Below are 22,009 nucleotides of genomic sequence, written 5' to 3'. Positions count from 1 at the left end.
AAAGCCGCAACGGCCTTCGCTCAAGCAATTGCCGCGATGGCCGTCACGGTGTTTTTCAAGGTTGTTGTCACCTGTGTCTAGTTTCAGGCTGCGCACTCTCCCGGTCCGGCCATGGGGCCGCCGACTGCTTCCCCCGGGAGCGCGTCGGCGGCCCTATGGCCTCTCGGCATCTCGTCGGGCCTGTCCGGGTTGAGCGGCATTGTTGCAGAAGTCATTGGCCTAGGGGATTCATCTCTTGAATCCGGTAAGTTAATGGCCTCGCATGACGAAGCCTGAACCTGCCCGGTACCGCCCCACCAACTGGAAATCCTACAGTGAGCCGTTGCCGCGCCATCGGTCCGAGCGCAACGGCGAACGCACTGAAACGGCGCGGCTCGCTCTTGGTCTGGCTGGACAAGGACATGACTTGGCTCGCGCCGAAGGCGGACAAGACGGGACGTCCGCCCTTGTTCTCTGAATGAGGAGGATGAGCAGACAGTCCGGGGGACTGTCCGCCCGACGAATGCGATCCAGTTCTGCCTGATGATCAAGGTGCTCTTCGGCCCGCCGCTTCGTCAAACGACCGGAATGGTCGCCAGCATCCTCGAGATCGCTGATCCGGACTGGCCGGTCCCGGACGTCTCCACGCTCAGCCGTCGTCAGAAGACAATCAACGTCAATCTTTTTGCCCGCCGCGCTCCGGGCTGTCAACGTATGGCCCACCCTGTCTGCAAGTGGTTTGACATTCAGGTTTCACAGTCTGCGTCAACGTATCCGGCCTCGGAGCGAACTCCCTGCCAAGATGGAGATACGCGCGATGTGGTCCTCGTAATCGGCTCGGCCATGTTGGCCGTTGACAACGCTCAGGTTTCCACGCCGCCGTTCGACTGTTTTGCCATCTGTCCTTTTCTTCGCAGACATCGTGGACAGTCGCCTTCAATACACTGAGGACGACGGCCTCATCTCAGTGTGCAGGCTTGGCCTCGTGCGTAAAAGCCTGCTGTCCAGTAAGTACCGCCCAACAGATCCGGGCGAGTTTGTTCGCCAGCGCCACCACGACAACGTTCTTGTGGTTTCGGGCCAGCATCCCGCGCAACCAGTCCCCGATGCGTGTATCCTGTGCGGCGAGCCTGGGCAGGACTGCCCTCGCGCCGTGGACGAGGTTCTTTCGCAGGTAGCGGTTCCCACGTTTGGTGATGCCAAGTAACCGCGGCTTGCCACCGGTTGTTGCTTGTTTCGGAACCAGGCCAAGCCAGGCAGACAAGTCTCGCCCCTTGGTGAAGGCACTGGCATCACCGATCGCGGCGACCAGCGCTGTCGCGTTGATCGGTCCGATGCCCGGGATCGAGGTAAGACGGCGCATCGCTTCGTCGGCACGGGCAACCGCAACGATTTCCTTGTCAAAAGCCGCGATGCGCGCGTCGAGGCGGTTCCAGTCGTCTACAAGGTCCTCAATCAGGAGAAGGATGCGAGAGCTCAGCTCTGGAGCAGGGTTTGATAGGACATCGCTGAGCTCCCGGGCCAATTTGGCGCGCCCCTTTGCAACGATCACCCCGCGCTCGAGAAGCAGCGCTCGAAGGTGATTGATCAGGGCAGTGCGATCTCCCACGAGACGCTCACGTGCTCGGTGCAGGGACTGGAGGTCTGATTGTGCCTGTGTCTTCACCGGCACGAAGCGCATAGTCGGACGCGTCGCAGCTTCAGCGATCGCCTCTGCATCACGGTCATCGTTCTTCTGAGCTTTTACGTAGGGCTGGACATATTCAGGTGACATCAGGCGCACCTCGTGCCCAAGCTCCGCGAAGACCCGGCCGAGATGATGCGCCCCGCAACAAGCCTCCATCGCGACCATACAGCCGGGATGCTTCCCAACTGTCTCGACGAGACCAGAACGGCTTGCCCGCTTTCGAAAGACCAGGCGCCCTGTTTCATCCATTCCTGCCAAGCTGCAGGAGTTCTTGCCGAGATCAATTCCGATGACCGATACCTTCATTGCTTTCTCCCTCTCCTTCGATGCCAGGAGGATACCTCAAGGGCGGTGAAGGGTGGGCCATCCTATAATCGGCTCTGAAAGGGGGCTCTGACTCAATTTTGATGCAGGCCGGCCTCCGGGCATTCCCGCCCCGGCAGCCTGCATCGGCATGATCCGGACCACGCGTCCTGCGCGCCTTGCGGTGCGGTCGTCCACAGCAGGCCGGACGCCGGGACCGGAGACGCCTGCCGGGGATGCGCCGCGAGGTCAGGCCCTCTCAGCCACGGCAGGCATGTTCGCCGAGCCAGGGCTCGTCCCGGTCGAGACCGGAATACTCCAGCCCCTGCTCCGCCAGCCAGGGTCCGAGCAGCCGCAGGAAGGCATCCGGACCGGTCTGGACCGGGCGGAAGCGCGGGTGCCAGGGCGCGGGGCGGTAATTGCCATGCGGGTCGCGGTCGCCGCCGTTCCAGTCCCCCCAGGGCGCGGCGGCGTTCAGGTGGCCGCCCAGCCGGGAGCGGAGGATCACGCATTTGCCGACCGATTCCAGCGTCTCGCGGCTGATCGTGCCATGGGGCGGCTCGTAACCGGAGGCGGCGCCTAGGCGGCAGGAAAAGCCCGCGACAGGCGATGTCCCGTAGGGCGTGGCGCGCACGCCCTCGAACCACTGGCGGCCCAGCTGGAACCGGCCCGCAAGCGCCCGCTCGCTGCCGTCATGTGTGAAATCGCAGCCCTCGAAGACAAGCCCGTATTCCGCACGGATATTCGTCGAGGGCGCGGTGGCCCAGGCCATCTCGGCGCGGCTGCCGCGCGAGCGGATGGTGCAGCCCTCGAACCAGGCGGTGGCCTGGCCGAAGATGAAATCGACGTCGCCCTCGATCTCGCAATCGCGCAGGAAGGCGCGGACGGTGCGGTCCTTCGGTCCCTGCAGGTAGAGCGTGTCCTGGAAGCTCGACAGCCGCAGCCCTTCGCCATGGAGCCGGTCGGCCGAAGCCGACAGCAGCGCCACCGCCTGGTGCTGGCCGCTGCCCGCCTGCCCCGCCTCGTTGAACGAGGTCGGCTTGTCCATCGCCTCTGGACGGTCGCAATTGTAGCTGTTGACGACGCCGAAGCCGCCCAGCCGCGTTCCGTCCGCCTCGACCCGCAGGACCGAGGCATTGGCGGTGGTGATCGTGCCGCGCGCCGCGATCCGCTCGAAGATCGCGCGGGTCTCGTCCGAGCAGCCCTCGAACTGGGCTGCGAAGCGGCGGCGGTATTCGGCGCCGGTCATCTCGGCGTCGACAGAATCCTCCAGAACCGCGCCGGAGCCGCGCAGCGTGAAGCAGAGCCAGCCCATGCCGATGCGGACGCGCGGCAGATAGACCAGCCCCTCGTGCCGCCCCGGGGCCAGCCCGATCACCACGCGGCGGGGACTGCCTGCGGCCTTTGCCGCCGCGACCGCCGCCTCCGCGGCGGGGCCGGGCGCGGCGGTGTCCGCGTCGCAGCCCGGCAGGGCGGCGGCGAGGACCGCGGCGAAATCCGTGTCGGAAACCAGTCCTGCCTGCATCATGCCTCCACCGCCTTGTCGAGATCGCCGCCCGCCGCATCGATCCGCCGGATCATCTGCAGCAGCACGTCGCCGCCCGCCGCCAGGTCCTCGGGCTTGGTGAATTCGTCATGGCGGTGGATGACGCCGCCGACCGACGGCACGGCGACCACGATGGCCGGGCAGCGGGTCAGCACCGGAATGGCGTCATGGCCGCCGATCGTGTCGAGATCCATCCGCGGCAGGGCGAAACCGTCCGCGGCCTCTTCGGCGAGCCGGATCAGCCGCGGGTCGAACTTGCCCGCCGGGCGGCGGTCGATGGAGACGATCTCGGCCTCGGTGAAGGCCTTTTCGGCGAGGCCCGGCAGCGCGTCTTTCAGGCCGCTCTCTGCCCAGTCGAGCGTTGCCGCTTCGGGCGCGCGCAGTTCGGCGAAGAGCACGGCCTTGCCCGGCACGATGTTGGGCGAGTTCGGCGAGATGTCGACGCGGGCGACCGAGGTGAAGAGCGTGTCGGGCGCGGTGTCGGCCAGGCGGCGCACTTCGGCGATGATGTAGGCGGCGCCGAGCACGGCGTCGCGGCGGTCCTCCATCGGCGTCGGGCCGGTGTGGTTCTGCTGGCCGGTCACCTCGATCTTCACCTTCAGCGCGCCCCAGTGGCGGCGGAAGGGCGCGATGCGGGCGCCGGATGTCTCCATCTTGTCATCGCCCTCGATGTGGAATTCCAGATAGACGTCCGGGATGCCGACCTTGTCGGTGCCGTCATAGCCGATGCGCTTCAGCTCGTCCCCGACGCTGCGGCCGTCGCGGTCCTGCCGCGCCAGCGCGAAATCCAGATCCAGCATCTCCGCGAAGACCGAGGAGCCCAGCAGCGAGGGCTGGAACCGCGCGCCTTCCTCGTTCATCCAGTCGGCGATGACGAAGTTGCATTGCGGCTCGGTGCCTGTTGCCGCGCACTCCGCCCGGTAGCTTTCGACCGCCGCCAGCGCCGCGATCACGCCATAGGCGCCGTCGAAGCGCCCGCCCAGCGGCTGGCTGTCGAGATGCGAGCCGACCATGACGGTGCGGGCATTGCCGCCCGCCAGCTCGATCCGGCCGAAGAGGTTGCCGATGGGATCGACCAGAACCTCGTAGCCGCGGGCCTTCATTTCGGCGGCGAACCAGTCGCGCGCCGCCTTGTGGTCGTCGGTCAGCGCCATCCGGTCGACCCCGCCCATCGGCGTCGCGCCGAAGTCCGAGACCTTGGCCATCAGCTGCTCGAACAGCGCGGCGTCGAAGCCGGTGCGGTGGAAAGTGTCAGGCATGGGTCGTCTCCGGTGTCGTCTGCGCGGTCTCTTCGCCGCGGCGCGGGTTCAGGAAGCAGGCGGCCAGCGCGCGGCCGCCGCGGGCGGTGAGGCCCGGATTCTCGCTGCGGCAGCGGTCGAAGGCCTGCGGGCAGCGGCTGGCGAAGGCGCAGCCGGGGGGCAGGTCGATGGGCGAGGGCGGTTCGCCTTCGAGCAGGCAGTCCTCGGGGCGGTAGCGGCGCTCCTCCAGCGTCGGCGCGGCCGAGAGCAGCGCGCGGCTGTAGGGATGGCCGGGATCGAAGAACAGCCGGTCGTTCGGCGCCACCTCGACGGTTTCGCCCAGATACATCACCGCGATGCGAGAACAGACGCGGCGCACCATGGCGAGGTCATGCGAGATGAAGATGTAGGTGAAGCCGTGCTGAGCCTGCAGCCGCTCGAACAGGTCGAGCATCTTGTGCTGCTCGGTCTGGTCCAGCGCCGAGAGGGTTTCGTCCATGATCAGCAGCCGCGGCTCCAGCGTCATGGCGCGGGCGACGTTCAGGCGCTGGCGCTGCCCGGCCGACAGGCCGTTCGGCAGCTCCTCGTAGAGCGTCTCGGAAAGCCCCACTTCGGACATGACCGACCGGGCGCGCTCGCGGCGCTCCCTGCGGTCGCCGATGCGGTGGATCTTCAAGGGCTCTTCCAGGATCGCGCCGATGGATTTCTGCGGCGGCAGAGAGCCGTAGGGGTCCTGGAGGACCAGCTGGAACTTGCGGCGCAGCTCGCGGATGCGGGCCGGGCGGGCGGAGCCGATGTCTTCGCCCTCGAACAGGATCGTGCCCGCATCGGGGCGTTCCAGCCCGGTCAGCAGCCGCATCAGCGAGGACTTGCCGCAGCCGGATTCTCCCACCAGCCCGAAATTGTCGCCCTGGAAGACGTCGAACTCGACATTGCGCACCGCCTGCACCACGTTCGTGCCGCCCTGCGCGCGGTTCTTGGCGGTGTAGTGCTTGGCGACGCCGCGAACCGACATGATCGGCCGGGGTTCCCCGCGTTCCTCGGCGGGGGCGGCCTCGGTGCCGTCCCAGAGCTTCGGCAGCTCGCGGATCAGCTGGGCGGTGTAGGTATGCTGGGGGGCGGAAATCAGGCGTTCCGGGACCTGGCGCTCGACCACGCGGCCCTTGTTCAGCACCAGCACCTCGTCGGAGGCATCGCAGGCCACCGGCAGCGACGAGCAGATGAAGAGCACGGCGGTGTCGAAGCGCCCCGTGAGGTCGCGCATCAGCTTGAGGATCTGCGCGGCGACGGTCACGTCGAGCGGCTGGGTGATGTTGTCGGCGATCAGCAGTGCAGGGTCGGAGATCAGTGCGTCGACGATCATGGCCCGCTGCATCATGCCGCCCGAATACTGGAACGGGTATTCGTGGAAGCGCTGCGCGGCGGAGGGGATGCGGACGGCGTCCAGAAGCTCGATGGCCTTCTGCTTTGCCTCTGCCGCCGGGATCTCGGGGCGCACGGCGCGGAGTTTCTCGACGAGCTGCGCGCCCACCGTCATGGTCGGATCGAGCGCTCCGGCCGGGTTGCCGCCGACATAGGCGATCTCGCGTCCGGCGAGCTTGCGGGCCGCGGCCGGGTCCTTGATCAGGTCGGTGCCGCGGAACTTCGCGCTGCCGCCGGTGACCTTCAGCGGATCGGCAAGCCAGCTGGCGAGCGTGCGGGCCAGCACGGTTTTCCCTGCGCCGCTTTCGCCGATCACCGAGAGGATCTCGCGCGGGCGGAGGCTGAAGGAGACATCCTGCAGGATCGGCTTCATGCCCTCGGGAAGGTCGGCGCCGACGCAGAGGCCCTCGACCTCGAGCACCGGCGGAAGCCCTGTCTGGTCGTACATCTCACGCCCCTCCGTAGGTCTTGTTGCGGGCCCGTTCCAGCGAGGCGCCCATCAGGTTGATGCTGGTCAGCGTCAGGCAGAGGAAGACGCCGGGCATGGTGGCGATCCACCAGGCATTCAGCAGGTATTTGCGGCCATCGGCGATGATGTTGCCGAAGGTGGGGGTCGGCGGCTGAACGCCGAGGCCGAGGAAGCCGAGGACGCTTTCGAAGATCATCATCCGGGCGACGTCGAGCACGGCGACGAAGGCGATGGGCGGCAGCACCAGCGGCAGCAGGAGCAGGAACATGATGCGGAAATCGGTGGCGCCCAGCACCATCGCGCCGCGGACATATTCCTTTTTCCGTTCGGCCATGACGGTCGAGCGCATGACGCGGGCATAGACCGGCCAGCCGGCCAGGCCGAGCACCAGGATGATCGACGGGATCGTCGGCCGCGAGACGCCGAGGATGGTGATCGCGAGGATGATCATCGGGATCGACAGCTGCGCGTCGGTGAGGCGCATCAGCACCGTGTCGATGGATTTGCCGTAATAGCCCGCGACCAGCCCGATCAGCGCTCCGACCGCCAGCATCAGCACCGTCGTCGTGACGCCGATCAGGATCGAATAGCGCAACCCGACCAGGCTGCGGGCCAGCATGTCGCGCCCGAGCTGGTCGGTGCCGAGCGGATGCGCCCAGCTCCAGCCCTCGCCCATGAAGACCGGCGGGGTCATCTTGGCGCGGATGTTCATCTTGGTCGGGTCGATGCCCGAAAGCTCGGGATAGAGGAGCGCGGCGAAGAGCAGGACCGAGAAGACGGCAAGGCCGATGCGGAACTCGGTCGAGGCGAAGGCGAGGCGCCAGATCCGCGAGGAGATCGAGCGCGCCTCGGCGCGGCGGGTGGCCGAGGGAACGGAGGTGTCTATGCTGGCCATCAGTATTCGAGCCTCGGATCGATGAGGGTGGACAGGAGGTCGACCACGATGTTGATCAGGACGAAGGCGGCGGCGGTGACGATGGCGATGCCCTGGATCAGCGGGAAGTCGCGCTGCATCACGGCGTTGATGGTCAGAAGGCCGAGCCCGGGATAGTCGAAGATGAACTCGACCACGAGCACGCCGCCCAGCAGCATGGAGAACTGCACGCCGAGGAGGTTCAGGAGCGGCACCGCCGCGTTCTTCGCGCCGTGGCGGAAGATGATCTGGCTGCGCGACAGGCCGCGGACGCCGGCGATCTCGATGAAGTTCTGCCCCATGATCTGCGCCACCGACACGGTCAGCGAGCGGATGATGAAGGGCGCGATCTCGATGGCCAGCACCAGCGCGGGCAGGATCGTCCAGGCAAAGCCGCCATAGCCGATGGCCGGGAGCAGCTTCAGCTTCACCGACAAGAGCAGCGCCAGGATGATGCCGAGCCAGAAATTCGGCAGCGAGACGAAGACCGAGGAGGTGTAGAGCGCGATCCGGTCGGGCCAGCCGCCCGGATGCAGCCCGCCCCAGACCCCGATGGGAATGGCGATCATCAGCGCGAAGACCATGGCGAGGCAGGCGAGCTGGATCGTCTTCGGCGCGGTATCGGCGATCAGGTCCCAGACCTCGGCGCGGGCCGAGCGGGTGCTGTCGTCGAAGCTGGCGCCGCCGACCGCGGCGCCGTTGGCCGGGCGGACGAAGGACTGGCCCAGATCGCCCTGGACGACGCCCGACATGTAGCGGGTGAACTGCACCGGGATCGGGTCGCGCAGGCCCATGTCGGTGGCGATCTCTTCGATCAGCGCCTCGGGGGCCATGCCGCCGGCCATCAGCCGCACCGGGTCGCCGGGCACGACGCGCAGCAGGGTGAAGATCAGCGCGGAGACGAGGAAGATGATCAGCGCGCCCTGGGCGAGGCGGCGCAGCAGGAATCGGAGGATGAACATGGCGGTCCCTTCCGGGGCAGGGGCTGCGGGGCGGCGCGGACGCCGCCCCTGTCAGGGGATCAGGAAGCTTCGGTCACCTGCGAGGCGTCCGACAACCCGTCGGGATAGATGAACAGCCCGTCGAGATCGGCGCGCATCGCGTGGATCAGCACCGAGGTGAACAGCGACAGCGCCGGCACCTTGTCGGCGAGCATCGGCATCAGGTTGCCCTGCAGCGAGGCCTGGCGCTCCTCCAGCGAGGCGGCGTTGCGCTCCTCGTCGAGTGCCGCGTCGATTTCCGGGTCCTCGATGCCGCAGATCCGCTTCGAGGTGGAATGGAAATGCGTGCGCAGCACCAGGTCGGGCTCGGGCGAGCCGGTGGACCAGCCGCAATCGACCATGTGGCCCGGACCGCCGCCGGGACGGTCATAGAGCCGTTCGTTCCAGGCCGCGACTTCCATGACGTTCAGCGTCACCGGGAAGCCCTGCTCCTGCATCAGCGCGGCGATCACCTCGCCATATTCCTTGGTCTTCGGATAGAAGCCGGTCGAGGTGATGTACTCGATCTCGGGCAGACCCTGGCCGCCGGGATAGCCCGCCTCCGCGAGCAGGCGCTGGCATTCCTCGGGATCGTATTCGGGGTAGTTGTCGAGATCGACATAGCCGAACTTGATCGGAGAGACGAAGTTCGCCGAGGCGTGGCCCGCGGTGCCCATGACCTCCATGATCAGCTCGCGGTCGATCGCGTGGGCGGCTGCCTTGCGCAGCAGCGGGTTGTCGAAGGGCGGCTTCGAGCAGCGGAACCACAGGTACTTGTTCTCGACCGACACGAGCTTCGAGATCTTGATCTCGTCATTGCCTTCGAGCGTCTCCAGCTGTTCCGGCTCCAGGCGCTCGATCACGTCGGCCTGGCCGTTCATCAGCGACAGCATCCGCGTGGTGGCGTCGCCGACGAAGGAGAAGGTGACGCCCGGGATGGTCGGCGTGCCCTTGAAGTAGTCGGGATAGGCCTCCATCACCGTGTCGTTGCCGCGCTGTTCGACGAACTTGAACGGGCCGGTGCCGTTCAGGCGCTGGCTGAGGATGCCCTGCGGACCCTCGGCGATGTCCTTGGCCGACAGCATCGGCAGGTAGGAGGCGAGGAAAATGAACAGGCTGGCGCCGTAGCCGCCCTTCGAGGTGTCGACGATCACGGTGTAGTCGTCGGGGGTCTCGACCTCGAACGTGTCGGTGGCGCCGGGATAAACCTGCTTCGGACGGTCGAGGCCCGAGCCGTAGACGAAGGTCGCCTTCACGTCCTCGGAGGTGAAGGGCTTGCCGTCATGGAAGGTCACGCCTTCGCGCAGCTTGATCTCCAGCCGCGTCGCCGAGAGCTCGTTGATCTCGGTGGCGAGCTCGTAGATCACCTCGTCGGGGTTTTCCGGGCGCATCGGGGCGCGGGTCAGGAAGCCCATGACGAAGCCTTCGATATTCGACTGCGACAGCGTGGTATGCGCGGTCGGATCCCAGTTGCCGGTGATGTTCTCGGCCGAGAGGAAGACCAGCGGGCGGTCGATGGCGGCATGGGCGGTGCCGAGGAAGAAATCCGGGTTGACGCGGTGGAGCGCGACGCCCGCGCCGGCCATGGCGGCGTAGTTCAGGAAGGACCGTCTGTTCAGCACTTTAACTCTCCTGTCGGGAACTGTTGTTGTTGCTTGGTTTTTCTTGGTTTTGTCAGGCGGGGACGGTGGCGCGGAGCTGCGCCAGCCGGTCGAGCATCTTGCCGTGCAGCTCGGGCGTGGCCGAGGCCAGCACGTCGCCGCGCGATCCCAGCCCGAGCGGCTTGCCGTCCCAGTCGCTGATCACGCCGCCCGCGCCCTCGATCACCTGCACCACCGGCAGGTAGTCATAGGGCTGCAGGCCGATCTCGAGCACCAGGTCGCAATGGCCGGAGGCCAGGAGCCCGTAATTGTAGCAGTCGCCGCCGAAGCGCAGCAGCCGCACCGAGCGGCGCAGCAGCTCATAGGCCGCGAGGTCGTCCCCCTCGAACAGCATCGGGTCGGTCGTGTAGGCCAGCGCGGCGGAGAGCTCGGTGCAGCCGCTGGTGCGGCAGGGCGCGCCGTTGAAGGTCGTGGCCCGGCCGGTCCAGCCCTGCCAGCGCTCGCCGAGCGCGGGCATTTCGATCTGCCCCAGCACCGGGCGGCCGCCGCGGAGGAGCGCCATCAGGTTGCCGAACAGCGGATGGCCGGTGACGAAGGACTTCGTGCCGTCGATCGGATCGACCACCCAGATCTCGGCGGCGTCGAGCCGCTCCGGGTCCTGTTCCTCGCCGAAGATGCCGTGGCCGGGGAAGGCTTCGGCGATGCGGGCCCGCATGAAGGCCTCGATCTGCCGGTCGGCCACGGTCACGGGCGAGCTGTCTTCCTTGTCGTCGACCTCGAGCGGACGGCGGAAATAGCTCAGCGCCATTTCGCGCGCGCCGTCGGCGACGGCATTTGCCAGGGCGATCTCCGGAGGGATTGTCATCGTGTGTCGTATCCTGCGCTTTTGGGGAAGTCTTGGCGGCTGCCGGGCAGTGTGGCAGCAGAAAACACGCAGATACACACGCATTCCCACTTAAAGACACAGAATGACACGAATTTCAGCAGATTTTCCGGCGGATTGCCAAGCAAACGGGCGCAAAGCCACGCGAAGCCGGGGCTTTACCGCGATCTGGCCGGGGAATCTCCACGCAAGGCCACATGCGATGTGGACTTTCCCGGACCCGGCCGGCAATGAGGTGGCAAGAGAAGGAGAGCCCGATGTGGTCACATGAACGCCAGGCGGAGATTCTCGCGCTGATCGGCCAGGACGGAAAAGTTTCGGCCAACGGCCTCGCCGCGCGGTTCAACGTCTCGCGCGAGACCGTGCGGCGCGACCTCCTTGAGATGGAGGAAGCGGGGCTCTTGCAGCGGGTGCATGGCGGCGCGGTCGGCTCTGCCGCGATGGAACCGGAGCCCGCCTTTGCCGCCCGTGCCTCGCAGTTTTCCGGGCAGAAGCACGCGATCGGGCGCAAGGCGTTGGAGCTGATCCCGGCGGGCGCGACCTGTTTCGTCGATGCCGGCACCACGACCTCGGCCTTCGCCACCGCTCTGGCGGCCCGGGGCAACATCCGCGTGATCACGAATTCCCTCGAGATCGCCACGATCATGACAAGGGGCCAGGAGTGCGACACGCTGCTGCTCGGCGGGCGGCCGCATGCCGACGTCCCGGCGGTGCATGGCGAGCTGACCCTGTCCGAGATCGACCGGTTCCGGGCCGATTTCGCGGTGATCTCGCCGGTGGCCATCGACCGGCAGCGCGGGCCGACGGATTACGAGCTGCACGAGGCCGAGGTGGCGCGCGCGATGATCCGCTGCTCGGCCAGCTGCATCATGCTGTGCCATTCCGAGAAGCTCGAGACCGAGAGCCGGGTCTCGATCTGCCGGCTCGACGAGATCGACCATCTGGTGACCGACGCGCTGGCCGAACCGTTCGATCTGCCGCGCGGCCTCACCCATTACGCCGAGATCGCCTCCGCCCGCGCCTGAGCCCGCGCGGGCCGGTTTCCCGGCCGACATTGGCGCCGCGGGCCTTGAAACTCCGGGACTTCCGGCGCCTGCGGGCGCGGGCGGGGATCGCAAGGCCGTGAGCGCGCGGCCCGGGCTCTGGCCATTCCCCTGCAGGAGCGTATATCGCAGCCTATCGGGAGGAGCGTCCGAAACGACCCGAAAGACAAAATCATGGAACAGAAACATCGCGTTGTCGTGGTCGGCGGCGGGTTCGCCGGGATCTCCTGCGTGCGGAGCCTGAAGAAGATGAAGGGCGCCGAGATCACCCTGGTCGACCAGCGCAACCACCATCTCTTCCAGCCGCTGCTCTACCAGGTGGCGACCACAATCCTGCCGACCTCGGAAATCGCCTGGCCGATCCGCTCGCTGCTGCGCGACGTGCCGAATGCCCGCACGCTGCTGGCCGAGGTGCAGTCGGTCGATCCCGCCGCCCGCCGCGTCCGCTTCGCCGATGGCGGCGAGATCGGCTACGACACGCTGGTCCTCGCCACCGGCGCCCGCCACAGCTATTTCGGCAACGATGCCTGGGAGGATTGGGCGCCGGGGCTGAAGACGCTGGGCGACGCGACCGCCATCCGCAGCCGCATCCTGTCGGCCTTCGAGGCCGCCGAACGCAGCGAAGACCCCGAAGAGCAGGCGGCGCTGCTGACCTTCGCGGTGATCGGCGCGGGGCCGACCGGGGTGGAACTGGCGGGCATCATCGCCGAGCTCGCCCGCAGCACGCTGGTCGGCGAATTCCGCCGGATCGATACGCGCAAGGCCCGGGTCCTGCTGGTCGAGGCCGGGCCGCGCGTCCTGCCGGTCTTCCGCGAGGGACTGTCGGACTATGCCGAGGCCTCGCTGGAGCGGCTCGGGGTGGAGGTGCGCAAGGGCGTGCCGGTGGCGGACTGCGACGGAGGCGGGCTGACCATCGGCGAAGAGCGCATCGCGCTGCGCACGGCGATCTGGGCGGCCGGGGTGAAGGCCTCGCATGCCGCCCGCTCCTTCGTCGAGTTCAACGGTGACGATCCCGGGGACCTGGCCCAGCAGATCGCGGCCTGCGAGGCGCGGCTCGGCGGCCTGCCGGGCATCCGCGCCGTGCATGTCGCCCGCGATCCCGAGGAGATCCGAGAGCTCTGGGCGGTGCGCTCGGCCGGGGTCGGGCTCTTGGGCAAGGTCGAGGGCCGCGCCCGTCCGGTCGCCTTCGTCGAGGATTGCGTCGTGCCGCCCGAAGAGCTGCCCGCGTTCCTCGATGGCTTCCTCGGCATCCTCAAAAGCCATGGGCTGGGCTTCGGCATCTACGGCCATGTCGATGTCGGCTGCCTGCATATCCGCCCCGCGCTCGACATCGACAGCGAGGCCGACCGGGAGCGGCTCAAACAGGTGTCGGACGAGATCTTCGCGCTGGTGAACCGCCATGGCGGCATCTTCTGGGGCGAGCACGGCAAGGGCGTGCGCGGCGCCTATCTGGAGGGCTGGATCGGGGCCGGGGCCTATCGCGCGCTGCAAGGGGTGAAGGCGGCCTTCGACCCCGCGGGGCGGTTCAACCCGGGCAAGCTGGTGTCGAATGGCGGACCGGTCATGGGGATCGCGACCACGCCGTTCCGGCCGTTCAACGCGCCCGAGGGCGATCCGCTGGAGAAGGCCTTCCGCTGCAACGGCAATGCGCAATGCCTGAGTTACGCCGCGGCGACGCCGATGTGCCCGTCCTTCAAGGCGACCGGCGATCTGCGCCACTCGCCGAAGGGTCGGGCGGATGCGCTCAGGGCCTGGCATGAGGACCGGCGGCTGGGGACGCAGACGGTGGACGAGGCCGAGATCCTCGGCGTGCTCGACACCTGTCTCGGCTGCAAGGCCTGCGCCTCGACCTGCCCGGTGCAGGTCGACATCCCGGCGATGCGCGCGGCCTTCCTCGAAGACTACCATTCCCGCCATGCCCGCCCGCTGGCCGACCGGCTGGCGCTGATCGGCGAGCGGTTCAGCCCGTGGATGGTCCGTGCCGCATCCGTGCTGCGGCCGCTCTGGCCGCTGGTCTCGGGGCTGGCGGGGAAGGCGATGGGGGTGACCGACCTGCCGCGCGAGCTGGGCCTCAACGCCGCCGTCCGCAAGGATCCGTCGGCACCCCAGGAAGGCCGTCCGGCTGCCCAGCCCGCCGCGCCCCAGGCCGACAAGTCGCGCTTCGGCATCAACTCGCTGATCAACCGCATGACCGGCCACGGCCATGCGCCTGCCGATCACGGCCGCCCGGCCGCCGCGGCAGGTCCGAAGCTGGTTGCCGACGAGGCCGCGGAAGCGGATGACGAACTCGACCGGATCGAAATCCCGGCTTTCCTGCGCCGCCAGGCCAACTGACGCCCCGGAAAACCGACCGGACCCAAGGGTCGGCCTTCGGGCCGGCCCTTTTTCGTTGCCGCCAGCCTTGGCGCCGCTGGGCAGACCCGGCCGGATGCTCTGCCACGCCCCGGAGCTGGAGCTAGCCTCCGCACGATCTCAGGCCTGCCATGGCGAGGTGCGCCCCTCCCCTTCCCCGCCGCCAGCTGCCCCGCGCGCCCGAGCGGCGCCAGCCCCCGGGCAAGCTGGCTGGAGCGGAACATGAATTGACCGGCATCCCGGGTCCCCTGCCCGACGCTCGGGGCCAGGACGGCCCGGCAGACAATCCGGCGGCTCCACGGGGCTCTCCGCCATCATCTGGCAGGACTGCATTTCTGGGTGCCATCCGTCCCGCTTTCCGGCGTCCGCCGGGAGGATTTTCGGCAGGGCGCAGCGGTCGGGGGGCCGGCAAACCATGCCGGAGCGCGATAGCGACCGGCATCCAGCCTATGGGGGAACAGGACGGTCCAGCCCCCGAGACGCAGGCGCCGGGCCGCCGCGCGCGTCCTGCCCAAGCCCCCCCGACAGAGGTCCCGTCCCGCTTTGCCTCTGCCCCCCTCAGCCGGAGCGCCAAGCCGGATGCAGCGGGGCCCATGCATCAGCGGCTGGTCCAGCGGCCTGTTTCATGCCTTGGCGGACTGACGTTCCGTCTGGCCTGCTGGCGGAAAATTCGGCGCAGGCGCGGCCGGTCCCGTCACCCCAGGAAGGAAACCGGGCCTTCCGCCGACAGCGCCGCAAACGCCCGGCCGACCGGCGCCGTCCATGTCCCGCAGGATGCCCGGTCCGGCGGGCCAGCTCGCAAAGCGCGGGGCATGAGCGCCATAGGTCCGGGGCACTGCACCGAATGGCATTTACGTCCGCGCCGAAAGCCGCCGGACCGTGGCGCCGGTGAAGCCGTGCAGGCGCAGCGCATGAATGGTTGCCGGGAAGCGCGGCGTCGGGCCCAGCGCCGCGCCGCGGCTGCGCGCCGGGCTGGCGACGCCCGCCGCCACCGAAACCTCGCGGAACGTGCCGTCCGGAGCCTGGAGCAGCAGCGAATTCGGGTCCTCCATCGCCGTGTCCGGCATCTGGTCGACATTGCCTTTGGCGATGAAGATGTCGTCCAGCCCGTCATTGTCTGCGTCGCCGAACTCGACATGCCAGCCGGTCGAGGGCCGTCCGTCCGCCCCGGCATGGGGCCGGTGCGCGGTGGTGCCGCGCTCATAGGGCACGTCCTCATAGGCGGGACCGGCGGCGCCCGGCACCGGCTGCTGCAGCCGCTGGTCGCCCATCGAGGTCATCATCACCTCGGGCCGCCCGTCGCCGTCGAGATCGCGCGAGGCGATGCCCATGCCCCAGAGCTGGAAGCTCTGCCAGCCATCCGCGGGCCCGTAGAGCCGGGGCACGGCCTCCATCGCCCACATCTGTTCCTCGCCGCCGCGGACATAGTAGTGCCGGTCGTTCGAGATGCGCAGGTCGGCCCGTCCGCCGCCCCAGTCGGAGAACAGCATCGAGAGCGCGCAGAATCCGGGCTCCAGCGGCAGGGGCGGGGGATAGCGGCCGCCCTCGGGGCGGTAGAGGACATTGCGGTCGCAGGCCCCGAACGGCCCGTCGGGATCGGCGCGGTCGACATAGGAGCCGAAGGCCAGCGTGGGCAGCGCTTCGCCCGGTTCCCAGGTGGCGGAGAAGGCGGTGCTCCAATGGTCGCCGCCCGCGAAGCCTAGCTCCGCGAAGGGTGCGAAGCTGCAGTCCGGACCGCCTTTCAGCAGCAGGTCCGGCCCGGCGCGCAGCATCGCCAGATCGGCCTGCCCGTCGCTGTCGATGTCGAGCGGATAGAGCCCGGTCGCCCCGGTCACGGCCAAAGCCGCGCGGGTCTCCGCCTCGAAGCGCATCGCGCCGCGGTTCCTGAGCAGCAGGACCGGATTGGCGCCCCCGGCGGCGGCGATCTCGGGCAGGCCGTCGCCGTCGCAGTCGAAGACCAGCCGGTGCCGATGAAAGTGATCGCCGCGCGCCCGCAGGCGGCTGCCGTCGGCGGCGCGGGATCATGGGCGATGCGGCCCTGGGCGACCAGCCCCTGCAGCTCCTCCTCGATCTCGGGGGCCTGCACGGTGATCCGCGCCGAGGTCTTCAGCAGCAGGCGGCATTTCTGGGCGGCCTGCTCGCCGCCGCCGAGGATCAGGACGGTGCGTCCGCCCACCTGGAGGAACATCGGAAAGGTCTGCATGTGGTCTCCCGCGCGTTTCCGCCAGACATAGCGCGCGGGAGGCGCGAGAGGAACTCATTCGGCGGCGAGCTTCAGCCCGGGCGGCACGGCCCCGGCGTCGCGCCGGGTCTCGCGGCGGCCGCGCGGCGGGTAGACCAGCGCGAACATCTGCGGGGTGAAGTAGAAGCTGACCACGGTGGAGAGCAGCACGCCGCCGGCGATCGACATGGCGAAGGGCGGCCAGAACCCGCCGCCGCCGAGGATCAGCGGCAGGAAGCCGCCGAAGGTGGTGACGGTGGTCGAGAGGATATGGCGCGAGCTGTCCATCACGACGCGGGCCATCGCGCCGGTGTCGCCGGTGCGGGCGGCGGGATCGGCCTGCAGCCCCGAGAGGATGATCAGCGCGGCGTTGATCGACACGCCGATCGAGCCGATCACGCCGATGATCGCGGTGATGCCGAACGGGTAGTTGAAGACCGCCAGCGACAGGAAGCTCAGACCCGCTGACAGGATCGCCACGACGAAGGTCACCGCGGTCAGGCGGAAGGACGAGAATGTCAGCACCACGGTGGCGATCGACAGCGTCACGATCAGTCCGAGCGGCGCGATCAGGTTCGTCACCACGTCGCTGCGCGCATCCGAGTCGCCGCCGACCTCCAGCCGGTAGCCGGGCGGCAGCGCCAGATCGAGCCGCGACAGGGCCTCGGCCAGCACCTCCTCGGGCAGGGCCTGCGGCTGGACGAAGGCCTGCAGCGTGTTGGTGCGTTCGCCGTTGCGGCGGGTGATCTCGGGCTTGGCCGGCTCCAGGCGGATATCGGCCACGGCCGAGAGCGGCAGGCCGGGGAAGCTGTGGCCGGCGCGGCGCTCGGCGCGCTGGTCTGGCAGGGGCTGGAGGACAGCTACGGCGCCTCGCATCCCGCCGGGTGAGCCCGTCAGCGGGCCGGGAGCCGCCGGATCAGGTCCGGCGGGGGACCGGGCTCAGATGCTGGCGGCGAGGATTCGGCTGACCTGGCTCAGCCCGCGTCCCGACTGCGCGGTCCAGGCGTTGAACGCCGCCTGGACCTTCTCCATCGCGGATTTCGACGTGGCTGGCCCGTCGATCACCCCTTCGGCGACGAGCCGCGCGGTGACGTCCTTCGACAGCACCCAGCCGTCGCGCCCGAGCGTGCGCAGCGCATAGGGGCCGGTGCTGCCGCCGAGCCGCGATCCGCGCGCCTTCAGCAGGGCCACGAGCTTGTGGTACTCGGTCCCCGGCCAGTCCGCGACCACCCGGCCGATCCCGCCCTCGGCGCGCAGCTCGCGGATCAGCACGGCGTTTTCCTGCACCGCGCGGATCTTGGCGCCGTGGCGGACGATGCGGGTGTCGGAGACCAGCGCGTCGAGACGCTCGCCGGCGATCATCGCGCAGGCATCCGGGTCGAAGCCCCGGAAGGCCTCTTCGAAGCCGGGCCATTTCGCTTCGATCACCGTCCAGCTCAGCCCGGTGGCGAAGAGGTGCCGGGCGAAGGCGGCGAGCCAGCGGTGCTCGGGGAGGGCGGCCAGCGCTTCGGGGGGCAGCGGCACCGGCAGCAGCGCCTCCAGCGCCGCCGCGCCGCCTTTCCGGCCGGCGGCAATCGCGTAGATCTCGTCGAAATGGCGCATCGGTTCCCTCCTCGCGGGCTAGTCTGCGGCGGCCTCCCGCGCGATGGCGGCGAAAACCGCGTCGAGATCGGCGGCGGCCTCGGCCAGCGCCTCGCCGCCTTCATCCGCATAGGGAGCGAAAACGGCACTCGGCAGCTTCCAGGACAGGGTGGCGGTGCCGTCTGGATTTTCGGTCACGTACATCCGCAGCGGCGCCTCGATCATCGCCGCGGTCGAGAGCCGCAGGATGCGCAGCGCGTGGTCGTTGCTGAAGAGGCCGATCACCCGGTTGCCGGGGATGACGACGCCGCGCGCCTTCGCCGCCTCGGTGGGGCCGGCTTCGGTGACGACGCCCATGCCCTCGGCGGTGGCAGCGGATTTCACCGCCGCGACCAGCGCCGGATAGCTCTTGGCGGTGTCGAGGCTGCCCCAGCCGGGGCGGTCGATCTCCGCCGCCGCGGGCGTGGCGGCGGCGAGGGCGAGGACGAAGAGGGACGCGGGGCGCAGCATGGGGGACTCCTTCCTGGCGGCGATCCTGCCATGGCCGGGCGCTCCGGACCAGTCACGCCCCGGTGCGCTCAGCTGCAGATCCCCCGCGTTTCGGCCTTGCTCCAGGGGATTCGCACCTGTCCGGCAGCCTCCTCGCCGGCCATGCCGGGGAAATAGGGATCGAGCAGCGCCCGCAGCCGCCCGGTGCGGGCGCCCTCGGGATCGAGCGCGCGGCAGCAGACATATTCCTCGACCAAGCTGGCCTGCTGCTCGTAGGCGTAATCGAGGAAGTCCCTGTCGCCGGCGATGTCGAACAGATAGGGGTCCTCGCTGACGCCATGCTCGGCCGCGGCCTTCCAGGGGGCGTAGCCGGTCAGCTTGCGCTGCTGCCACTGCCAGACATGGGTGGCCTCGTGCGCCAGGAACATGGCGCGCGCCAGCGGCAGGGTTTCGGGATAGCCGCCGAGGAAGTCGGTGTCGTAGATCCGCCTTGCGATCATGATCCGGTCGAAGGCGGTCACGCCGCCGACATAGCCGGTGACGGTGCCCTGTTCGGGCGGCCAGATCTTCTCGCGGCAGGTGACCGAGGGCCGCGCCGGGCGGGTCATCGGCCAGGTGCCGATGAAGGCGCCCTTGGCCAGCGTGATCTGCCCGGCATCGAGCCCCGGCCCGAGCGCGGTGCCGAGGAACGATTTCTCGGTTTCGGTCAGCGGCCGCGTCGCGCAGCCCGCAAGCAGCACGAGCGCGCAGAGCAGGACCTTACGCAATGATTTCGAACTTCGTGACATCGACCATGCCCCGGTCGGTGATCTTCAGCGCCGGGATCACCGGCAGGGCGAGGAAGGCGAGCTGCAGGAAGGGTTCCTCCAGCACGACGCCGAGGCCGGTGGCGGCGGCGCGCAGATCGACCAGCCGGTCCTTGACCTCTTCGAAGGGCAGAAGGCTCATCAGCCCGGCCACCGGCAGCGCCAGCTCGGCGAGGATCTCGCCGTCCCTTGCCACCACGAAGCCGCCCTCGATCTCGGAAAGCCGGTTCGCCGCCAGCGCCATGTCGGCATAGTCGGCGCCCACCACGGCGATGTTGTGGTGGTCGTGGCAGACCGTGGAGGCGATCGCCCCGGCGGTCATCCCGAAGCCCTTGACGAAGCCGTTGGCGATGTTGCCGTTCTTGCCGTGGCGCTCGATCACGGTGATGCGCATCAGGTCGCGCTTGGCGTCGGGCTTCTTGTCTCCGTCGGCGATGGCGACGGTCTCGTGCAGGTGGTCGGTCAGGATCTGCCCCTCGCGGATGCCGATCACGTCGGTCGCCTCGGCATTGCCGGCCAGGCGGAAGCTCTCGGCCTCGACCTCGGGGGCACGGACCGAGTTGCGGCCGATCGGCTGCACCGGCGTGCGCGCGGCAAAGGCGGCTTCGGTCACCTCGACGCCCGCGGCCAGCACCAGCTGCGCATGGCAGCCCTCGAGGCTGTCGATGGCGACGATGTCGGCGCGCTTGCCGGGCGCGATCATGCCGCGGTCCTTCAGCCCGAAGGCCTCCGCCGCCGAGAGGGTCGCGGCGCGGTAGGCGGCCAGCGGCGGGGTGCCGAGGGCGATCAGCGTGCGGATCATGTAGTCGAGATGGCCGTGCTCGGCGATGTCCAGAGGGTTCCGGTCATCGGTGCAGAGGCACATGTAGGGCGAGGTCCGCTCGGTCAGCAGCGGCTGCAGCGCATGCAGGTCCTTCGAGACCGAGCCTTCGCGGATCAGGATGCGCATGCCCTTGCGGAGCTTCTCGAGCGCCTCCTCGGGGTTGGTCGCCTCGTGCTCGGTGCGGATGCCGGCCGAGACATAGGCGTTCAGGTCCTTGCCCGACAGCAAGGGCGCGTGCCCGTCGATATGGCCGCGCTGGTAGAGGCGCAGCTTGGCCAGCGCCGCCGGATCGCGGTGGATCACGCCGGGGTAGTTCATGAACTCCGCCAGCCCGATCCCCGACGGGTGCCCCATCAGCGGGCGAAGGTCCGAGGCCTCGAGCTTCGCCCCGGCGGTTTCCATATGGGTCGAGGGCACGCAGGAGCTGATCTGGACGCGCAGGTCCATCAGCGTGTGGCGCGAGCATTCCTGGAACCAGCGGATGCCCTTGGCGCCCAGCACGTTGGCGATCTCGTGCGGGTCGCAGATCGCGGTGGTGACGCCGCGCGGCGTGACGCAGCGGTCGAATTCCATCGGCGTGACCAGCGAGCTTTCGACATGCAGGTGCGTGTCGATGAAGCCCGGCACCAGGATCTGGCCGGTGACGTCGATCACCCGCTCGGCCTCGTACTCCGCGCAGATGCCGACGATGGTGTCGCCGCAGATCGCCACGTCGCCGTCCAGCAGGTCGCCGGTGACGAGGTCGAGGAGCTTGCCGCCCCTCAGCACCAGGTCGGCAGGCTGGTCGCCGCGACCCTGGGCGATGCGGTTTTCAAGATCGGACATGGGGGAGACTCCGTCACGTTCACAGGCCGTTCGGCGCGATTATGGCGGAGCGCGCGGCGCTTGGAAAGCGGTGCCGGGCGGGGCGGCTAAAGCTCGCGGACGATGCGCGGCGCGTCGGGCTGGGCGGCCAGGTCCAGCTCCAGCTCGACGCCCGCATCCGGGATCCAGACGCCCACGGTGAAGCCGCCCCAGGCCATCAGCTTCATTTCCGCCGTGCCGTCTCGGAACAGCACCGGCACGACCTGCGGATCGAAGGTCTGGTGCAGGTGGAACTCCGCCACGGCGCCGGGCGGCGTGGCCATGCCCGCAGGGGCGTCGACCCGCAGGAGGATGTCGCAGATCCGCTCCGACACCAGGTGGAACCCGGCCGACAGCCGGTAGCCCGCCACCTTGGCCGCGCCGCCGAACCGGCCCTTCTGCGGGTCCTGCGGATACTGCACCGGCAGATCCAGCGCGGGGGCGTGCATCGCGCCGCTCCCGGCGGCTTCCGCCAGGACCGGCACTTCTGCCGCGCGCGCGGCCTCGAGCCTTGCCAGCCGCGCCTCCAGCTTGTTGAGCTTGCCCGAGACCGCGTCGCCGAATTCGACCTCCAGCCCGCCGGCCTTGAGGCTGCTGATCCAGGGGCCGAGCTCGGCGATAAGAACCAGCCCGATGCCGATGGCCAGCGTCCCGGCGATGGCGCTGTCGAAGCGCGCCAGCTCGCCCGCGACCGAGGGCAGCCAGACCAGACCGAGGCTGACGGCGATCACGCCGTAGCCGATCCGCCTGAGACGTTTCGCTGCGCCTTCGTCCAGCATGCGCGCGCCACCCTGCCGTTCCGTTATGCCCAGGTTCACAGAACACCGGCG

General features: G+C 68.9%; 18 protein-coding genes and 1 pseudogene. 3 read left to right on the top strand and 16 right to left on the bottom strand.

The window, feature by feature from the left end; genetic code table 11:
* Window positions 1-262: 262 nt before the first annotated feature.
* Window positions 263-684 (top strand): annotated as a pseudogene (locus tag C7T91_RS16630) (transposase); the annotation flags it as partial.
* 259 nt (window positions 685-943) lie between these two features.
* Here C7T91_RS16630 and C7T91_RS16625 read toward each other — a convergent pair.
* The 8 genes from C7T91_RS16625 to hisN all read right to left on the bottom strand — a co-directional run bounded on the left by C7T91_RS16625 (window position 944) and on the right by hisN (window position 11,003).
* Window positions 944-1,972 (bottom strand): IS110 family RNA-guided transposase, encoded by a 1,029-nt coding sequence (locus C7T91_RS16625; RefSeq protein WP_108260220.1) that lies wholly within the window; start codon window positions 1,970-1,972, stop codon window positions 944-946.
* 256 nt (window positions 1,973-2,228) lie between these two features.
* Window positions 2,229-3,497 carry a pectinesterase family protein gene (locus tag C7T91_RS16620; RefSeq protein WP_108260219.1) on the bottom strand — a complete coding sequence of 423 codons (1,269 nt, stop codon included), beginning with the start codon at window positions 3,495-3,497 and terminating at the stop codon, window positions 2,229-2,231.
* Complete coding sequence (locus C7T91_RS16615; RefSeq protein ID WP_108260218.1) at window positions 3,494-4,774, bottom strand: Zn-dependent hydrolase; 1,281 nt, start codon at window positions 4,772-4,774, stop codon at window positions 3,494-3,496. The genes C7T91_RS16620 and C7T91_RS16615 overlap by 4 nt, the downstream gene beginning before the upstream one ends.
* Window positions 4,767-6,623 carry an ABC transporter ATP-binding protein gene (locus C7T91_RS16610; protein ID WP_108260217.1) on the bottom strand — a complete coding sequence of 619 codons (1,857 nt, stop codon included), beginning with the start codon at window positions 6,621-6,623 and terminating at the stop codon, window positions 4,767-4,769. Before C7T91_RS16610 ends, C7T91_RS16615 begins: the two co-directional genes overlap by 8 nt.
* A 1-nt stretch (window position 6,624) precedes the next feature.
* Complete coding sequence (locus tag C7T91_RS16605; protein WP_108260216.1) at window positions 6,625-7,539, bottom strand: ABC transporter permease; 915 nt, start codon at window positions 7,537-7,539, stop codon at window positions 6,625-6,627.
* Window positions 7,539-8,519: an ABC transporter permease gene (locus tag C7T91_RS16600; protein WP_108260215.1), complete on the bottom strand. Its 981-nt coding sequence runs from the start codon at window positions 8,517-8,519 to the stop codon at window positions 7,539-7,541. Before C7T91_RS16600 ends, C7T91_RS16605 begins: the two co-directional genes overlap by 1 nt.
* Before the next feature lie 59 nt (window positions 8,520-8,578).
* Window positions 8,579-10,159: an ABC transporter substrate-binding protein gene (locus C7T91_RS16595; RefSeq protein WP_236638294.1), complete on the bottom strand. Its 1,581-nt coding sequence runs from the start codon at window positions 10,157-10,159 to the stop codon at window positions 8,579-8,581.
* 52 nt (window positions 10,160-10,211) lie between these two features.
* Window positions 10,212-11,003, bottom strand: coding sequence for a histidinol-phosphatase (gene hisN / locus C7T91_RS16590; RefSeq protein WP_108260214.1), 792 nt, complete (start codon window positions 11,001-11,003; stop codon window positions 10,212-10,214).
* A gap of 275 nt (window positions 11,004-11,278) precedes the next feature.
* Here hisN and C7T91_RS16585 point away from each other — a divergent pair, with 275 nt between their 5' ends.
* Together C7T91_RS16585 and C7T91_RS16580 are read left to right on the top strand one after the other, a co-directional pair.
* Window positions 11,279-12,046, top strand: coding sequence for a DeoR/GlpR family DNA-binding transcription regulator (locus C7T91_RS16585; RefSeq protein WP_108260213.1), 768 nt, complete (start codon window positions 11,279-11,281; stop codon window positions 12,044-12,046).
* A gap of 192 nt (window positions 12,047-12,238) precedes the next feature.
* Window positions 12,239-14,398: an FAD-linked oxidase C-terminal domain-containing protein gene (locus C7T91_RS16580; protein ID WP_108260212.1), complete on the top strand. Its 2,160-nt coding sequence runs from the start codon at window positions 12,239-12,241 to the stop codon at window positions 14,396-14,398.
* An 869-nt stretch (window positions 14,399-15,267) separates the two neighbouring features.
* Here C7T91_RS16580 and C7T91_RS16575 read toward each other — a convergent pair.
* The 8 genes from C7T91_RS16575 to C7T91_RS16540 all read right to left on the bottom strand — a co-directional run bounded on the left by C7T91_RS16575 (window position 15,268) and on the right by C7T91_RS16540 (window position 21,958).
* Window positions 15,268-16,308 carry an FG-GAP repeat domain-containing protein gene (locus C7T91_RS16575; protein ID WP_330848861.1) on the bottom strand — a complete coding sequence of 347 codons (1,041 nt, stop codon included), beginning with the start codon at window positions 16,306-16,308 and terminating at the stop codon, window positions 15,268-15,270.
* The gene (locus C7T91_RS38535; RefSeq protein WP_330848853.1) at window positions 16,248-16,619 is read right to left on the bottom strand and encodes a precorrin-2 dehydrogenase/sirohydrochlorin ferrochelatase family protein; all 372 of its coding nucleotides are present in this window, start codon (window positions 16,617-16,619) and stop codon (window positions 16,248-16,250) included. The genes C7T91_RS16575 and C7T91_RS38535 overlap by 61 nt, the downstream gene beginning before the upstream one ends.
* 54 nt (window positions 16,620-16,673) lie before the next feature.
* Window positions 16,674-17,513, bottom strand: a complete 840-nt coding sequence (locus tag C7T91_RS16565) for an efflux RND transporter permease subunit (RefSeq protein WP_108260210.1) — start codon at window positions 17,511-17,513, stop codon at window positions 16,674-16,676.
* 63 nt (window positions 17,514-17,576) lie between these two features.
* Window positions 17,577-18,239: a DNA-3-methyladenine glycosylase I gene (locus C7T91_RS16560; protein WP_108260209.1), complete on the bottom strand. Its 663-nt coding sequence runs from the start codon at window positions 18,237-18,239 to the stop codon at window positions 17,577-17,579.
* A gap of 18 nt (window positions 18,240-18,257) precedes the next feature.
* Window positions 18,258-18,728, bottom strand: a complete 471-nt coding sequence (locus C7T91_RS16555; RefSeq protein WP_108260208.1) for a DUF302 domain-containing protein — start codon at window positions 18,726-18,728, stop codon at window positions 18,258-18,260.
* Window positions 18,729-18,796: 68 nt separating this feature from the next.
* Window positions 18,797-19,474 (bottom strand): hypothetical protein, encoded by a 678-nt coding sequence (locus C7T91_RS16550; RefSeq protein ID WP_108260207.1) that lies wholly within the window; start codon window positions 19,472-19,474, stop codon window positions 18,797-18,799.
* Window positions 19,467-21,161, bottom strand: coding sequence for an adenine deaminase (ade, locus tag C7T91_RS16545; RefSeq protein WP_108260206.1), 1,695 nt, complete (start codon window positions 21,159-21,161; stop codon window positions 19,467-19,469). The genes C7T91_RS16550 and ade overlap by 8 nt, the downstream gene beginning before the upstream one ends.
* An 86-nt stretch (window positions 21,162-21,247) precedes the next feature.
* Complete coding sequence (locus C7T91_RS16540; protein ID WP_108260205.1) at window positions 21,248-21,958, bottom strand: pYEATS domain-containing protein; 711 nt, start codon at window positions 21,956-21,958, stop codon at window positions 21,248-21,250.
* Window positions 21,959-22,009: the final 51 nt, after the last annotated feature.

This window comes from Mangrovicoccus ximenensis (assembly GCF_003056725.1).
In the GTDB taxonomy this organism is placed as follows: Bacteria; Pseudomonadota; Alphaproteobacteria; order Rhodobacterales; family Rhodobacteraceae; genus Mangrovicoccus; species Mangrovicoccus ximenensis.
Note: the sequence above shows the minus strand (reverse complement) of the source record. Positions and strands in the feature narration are given on the sequence as shown.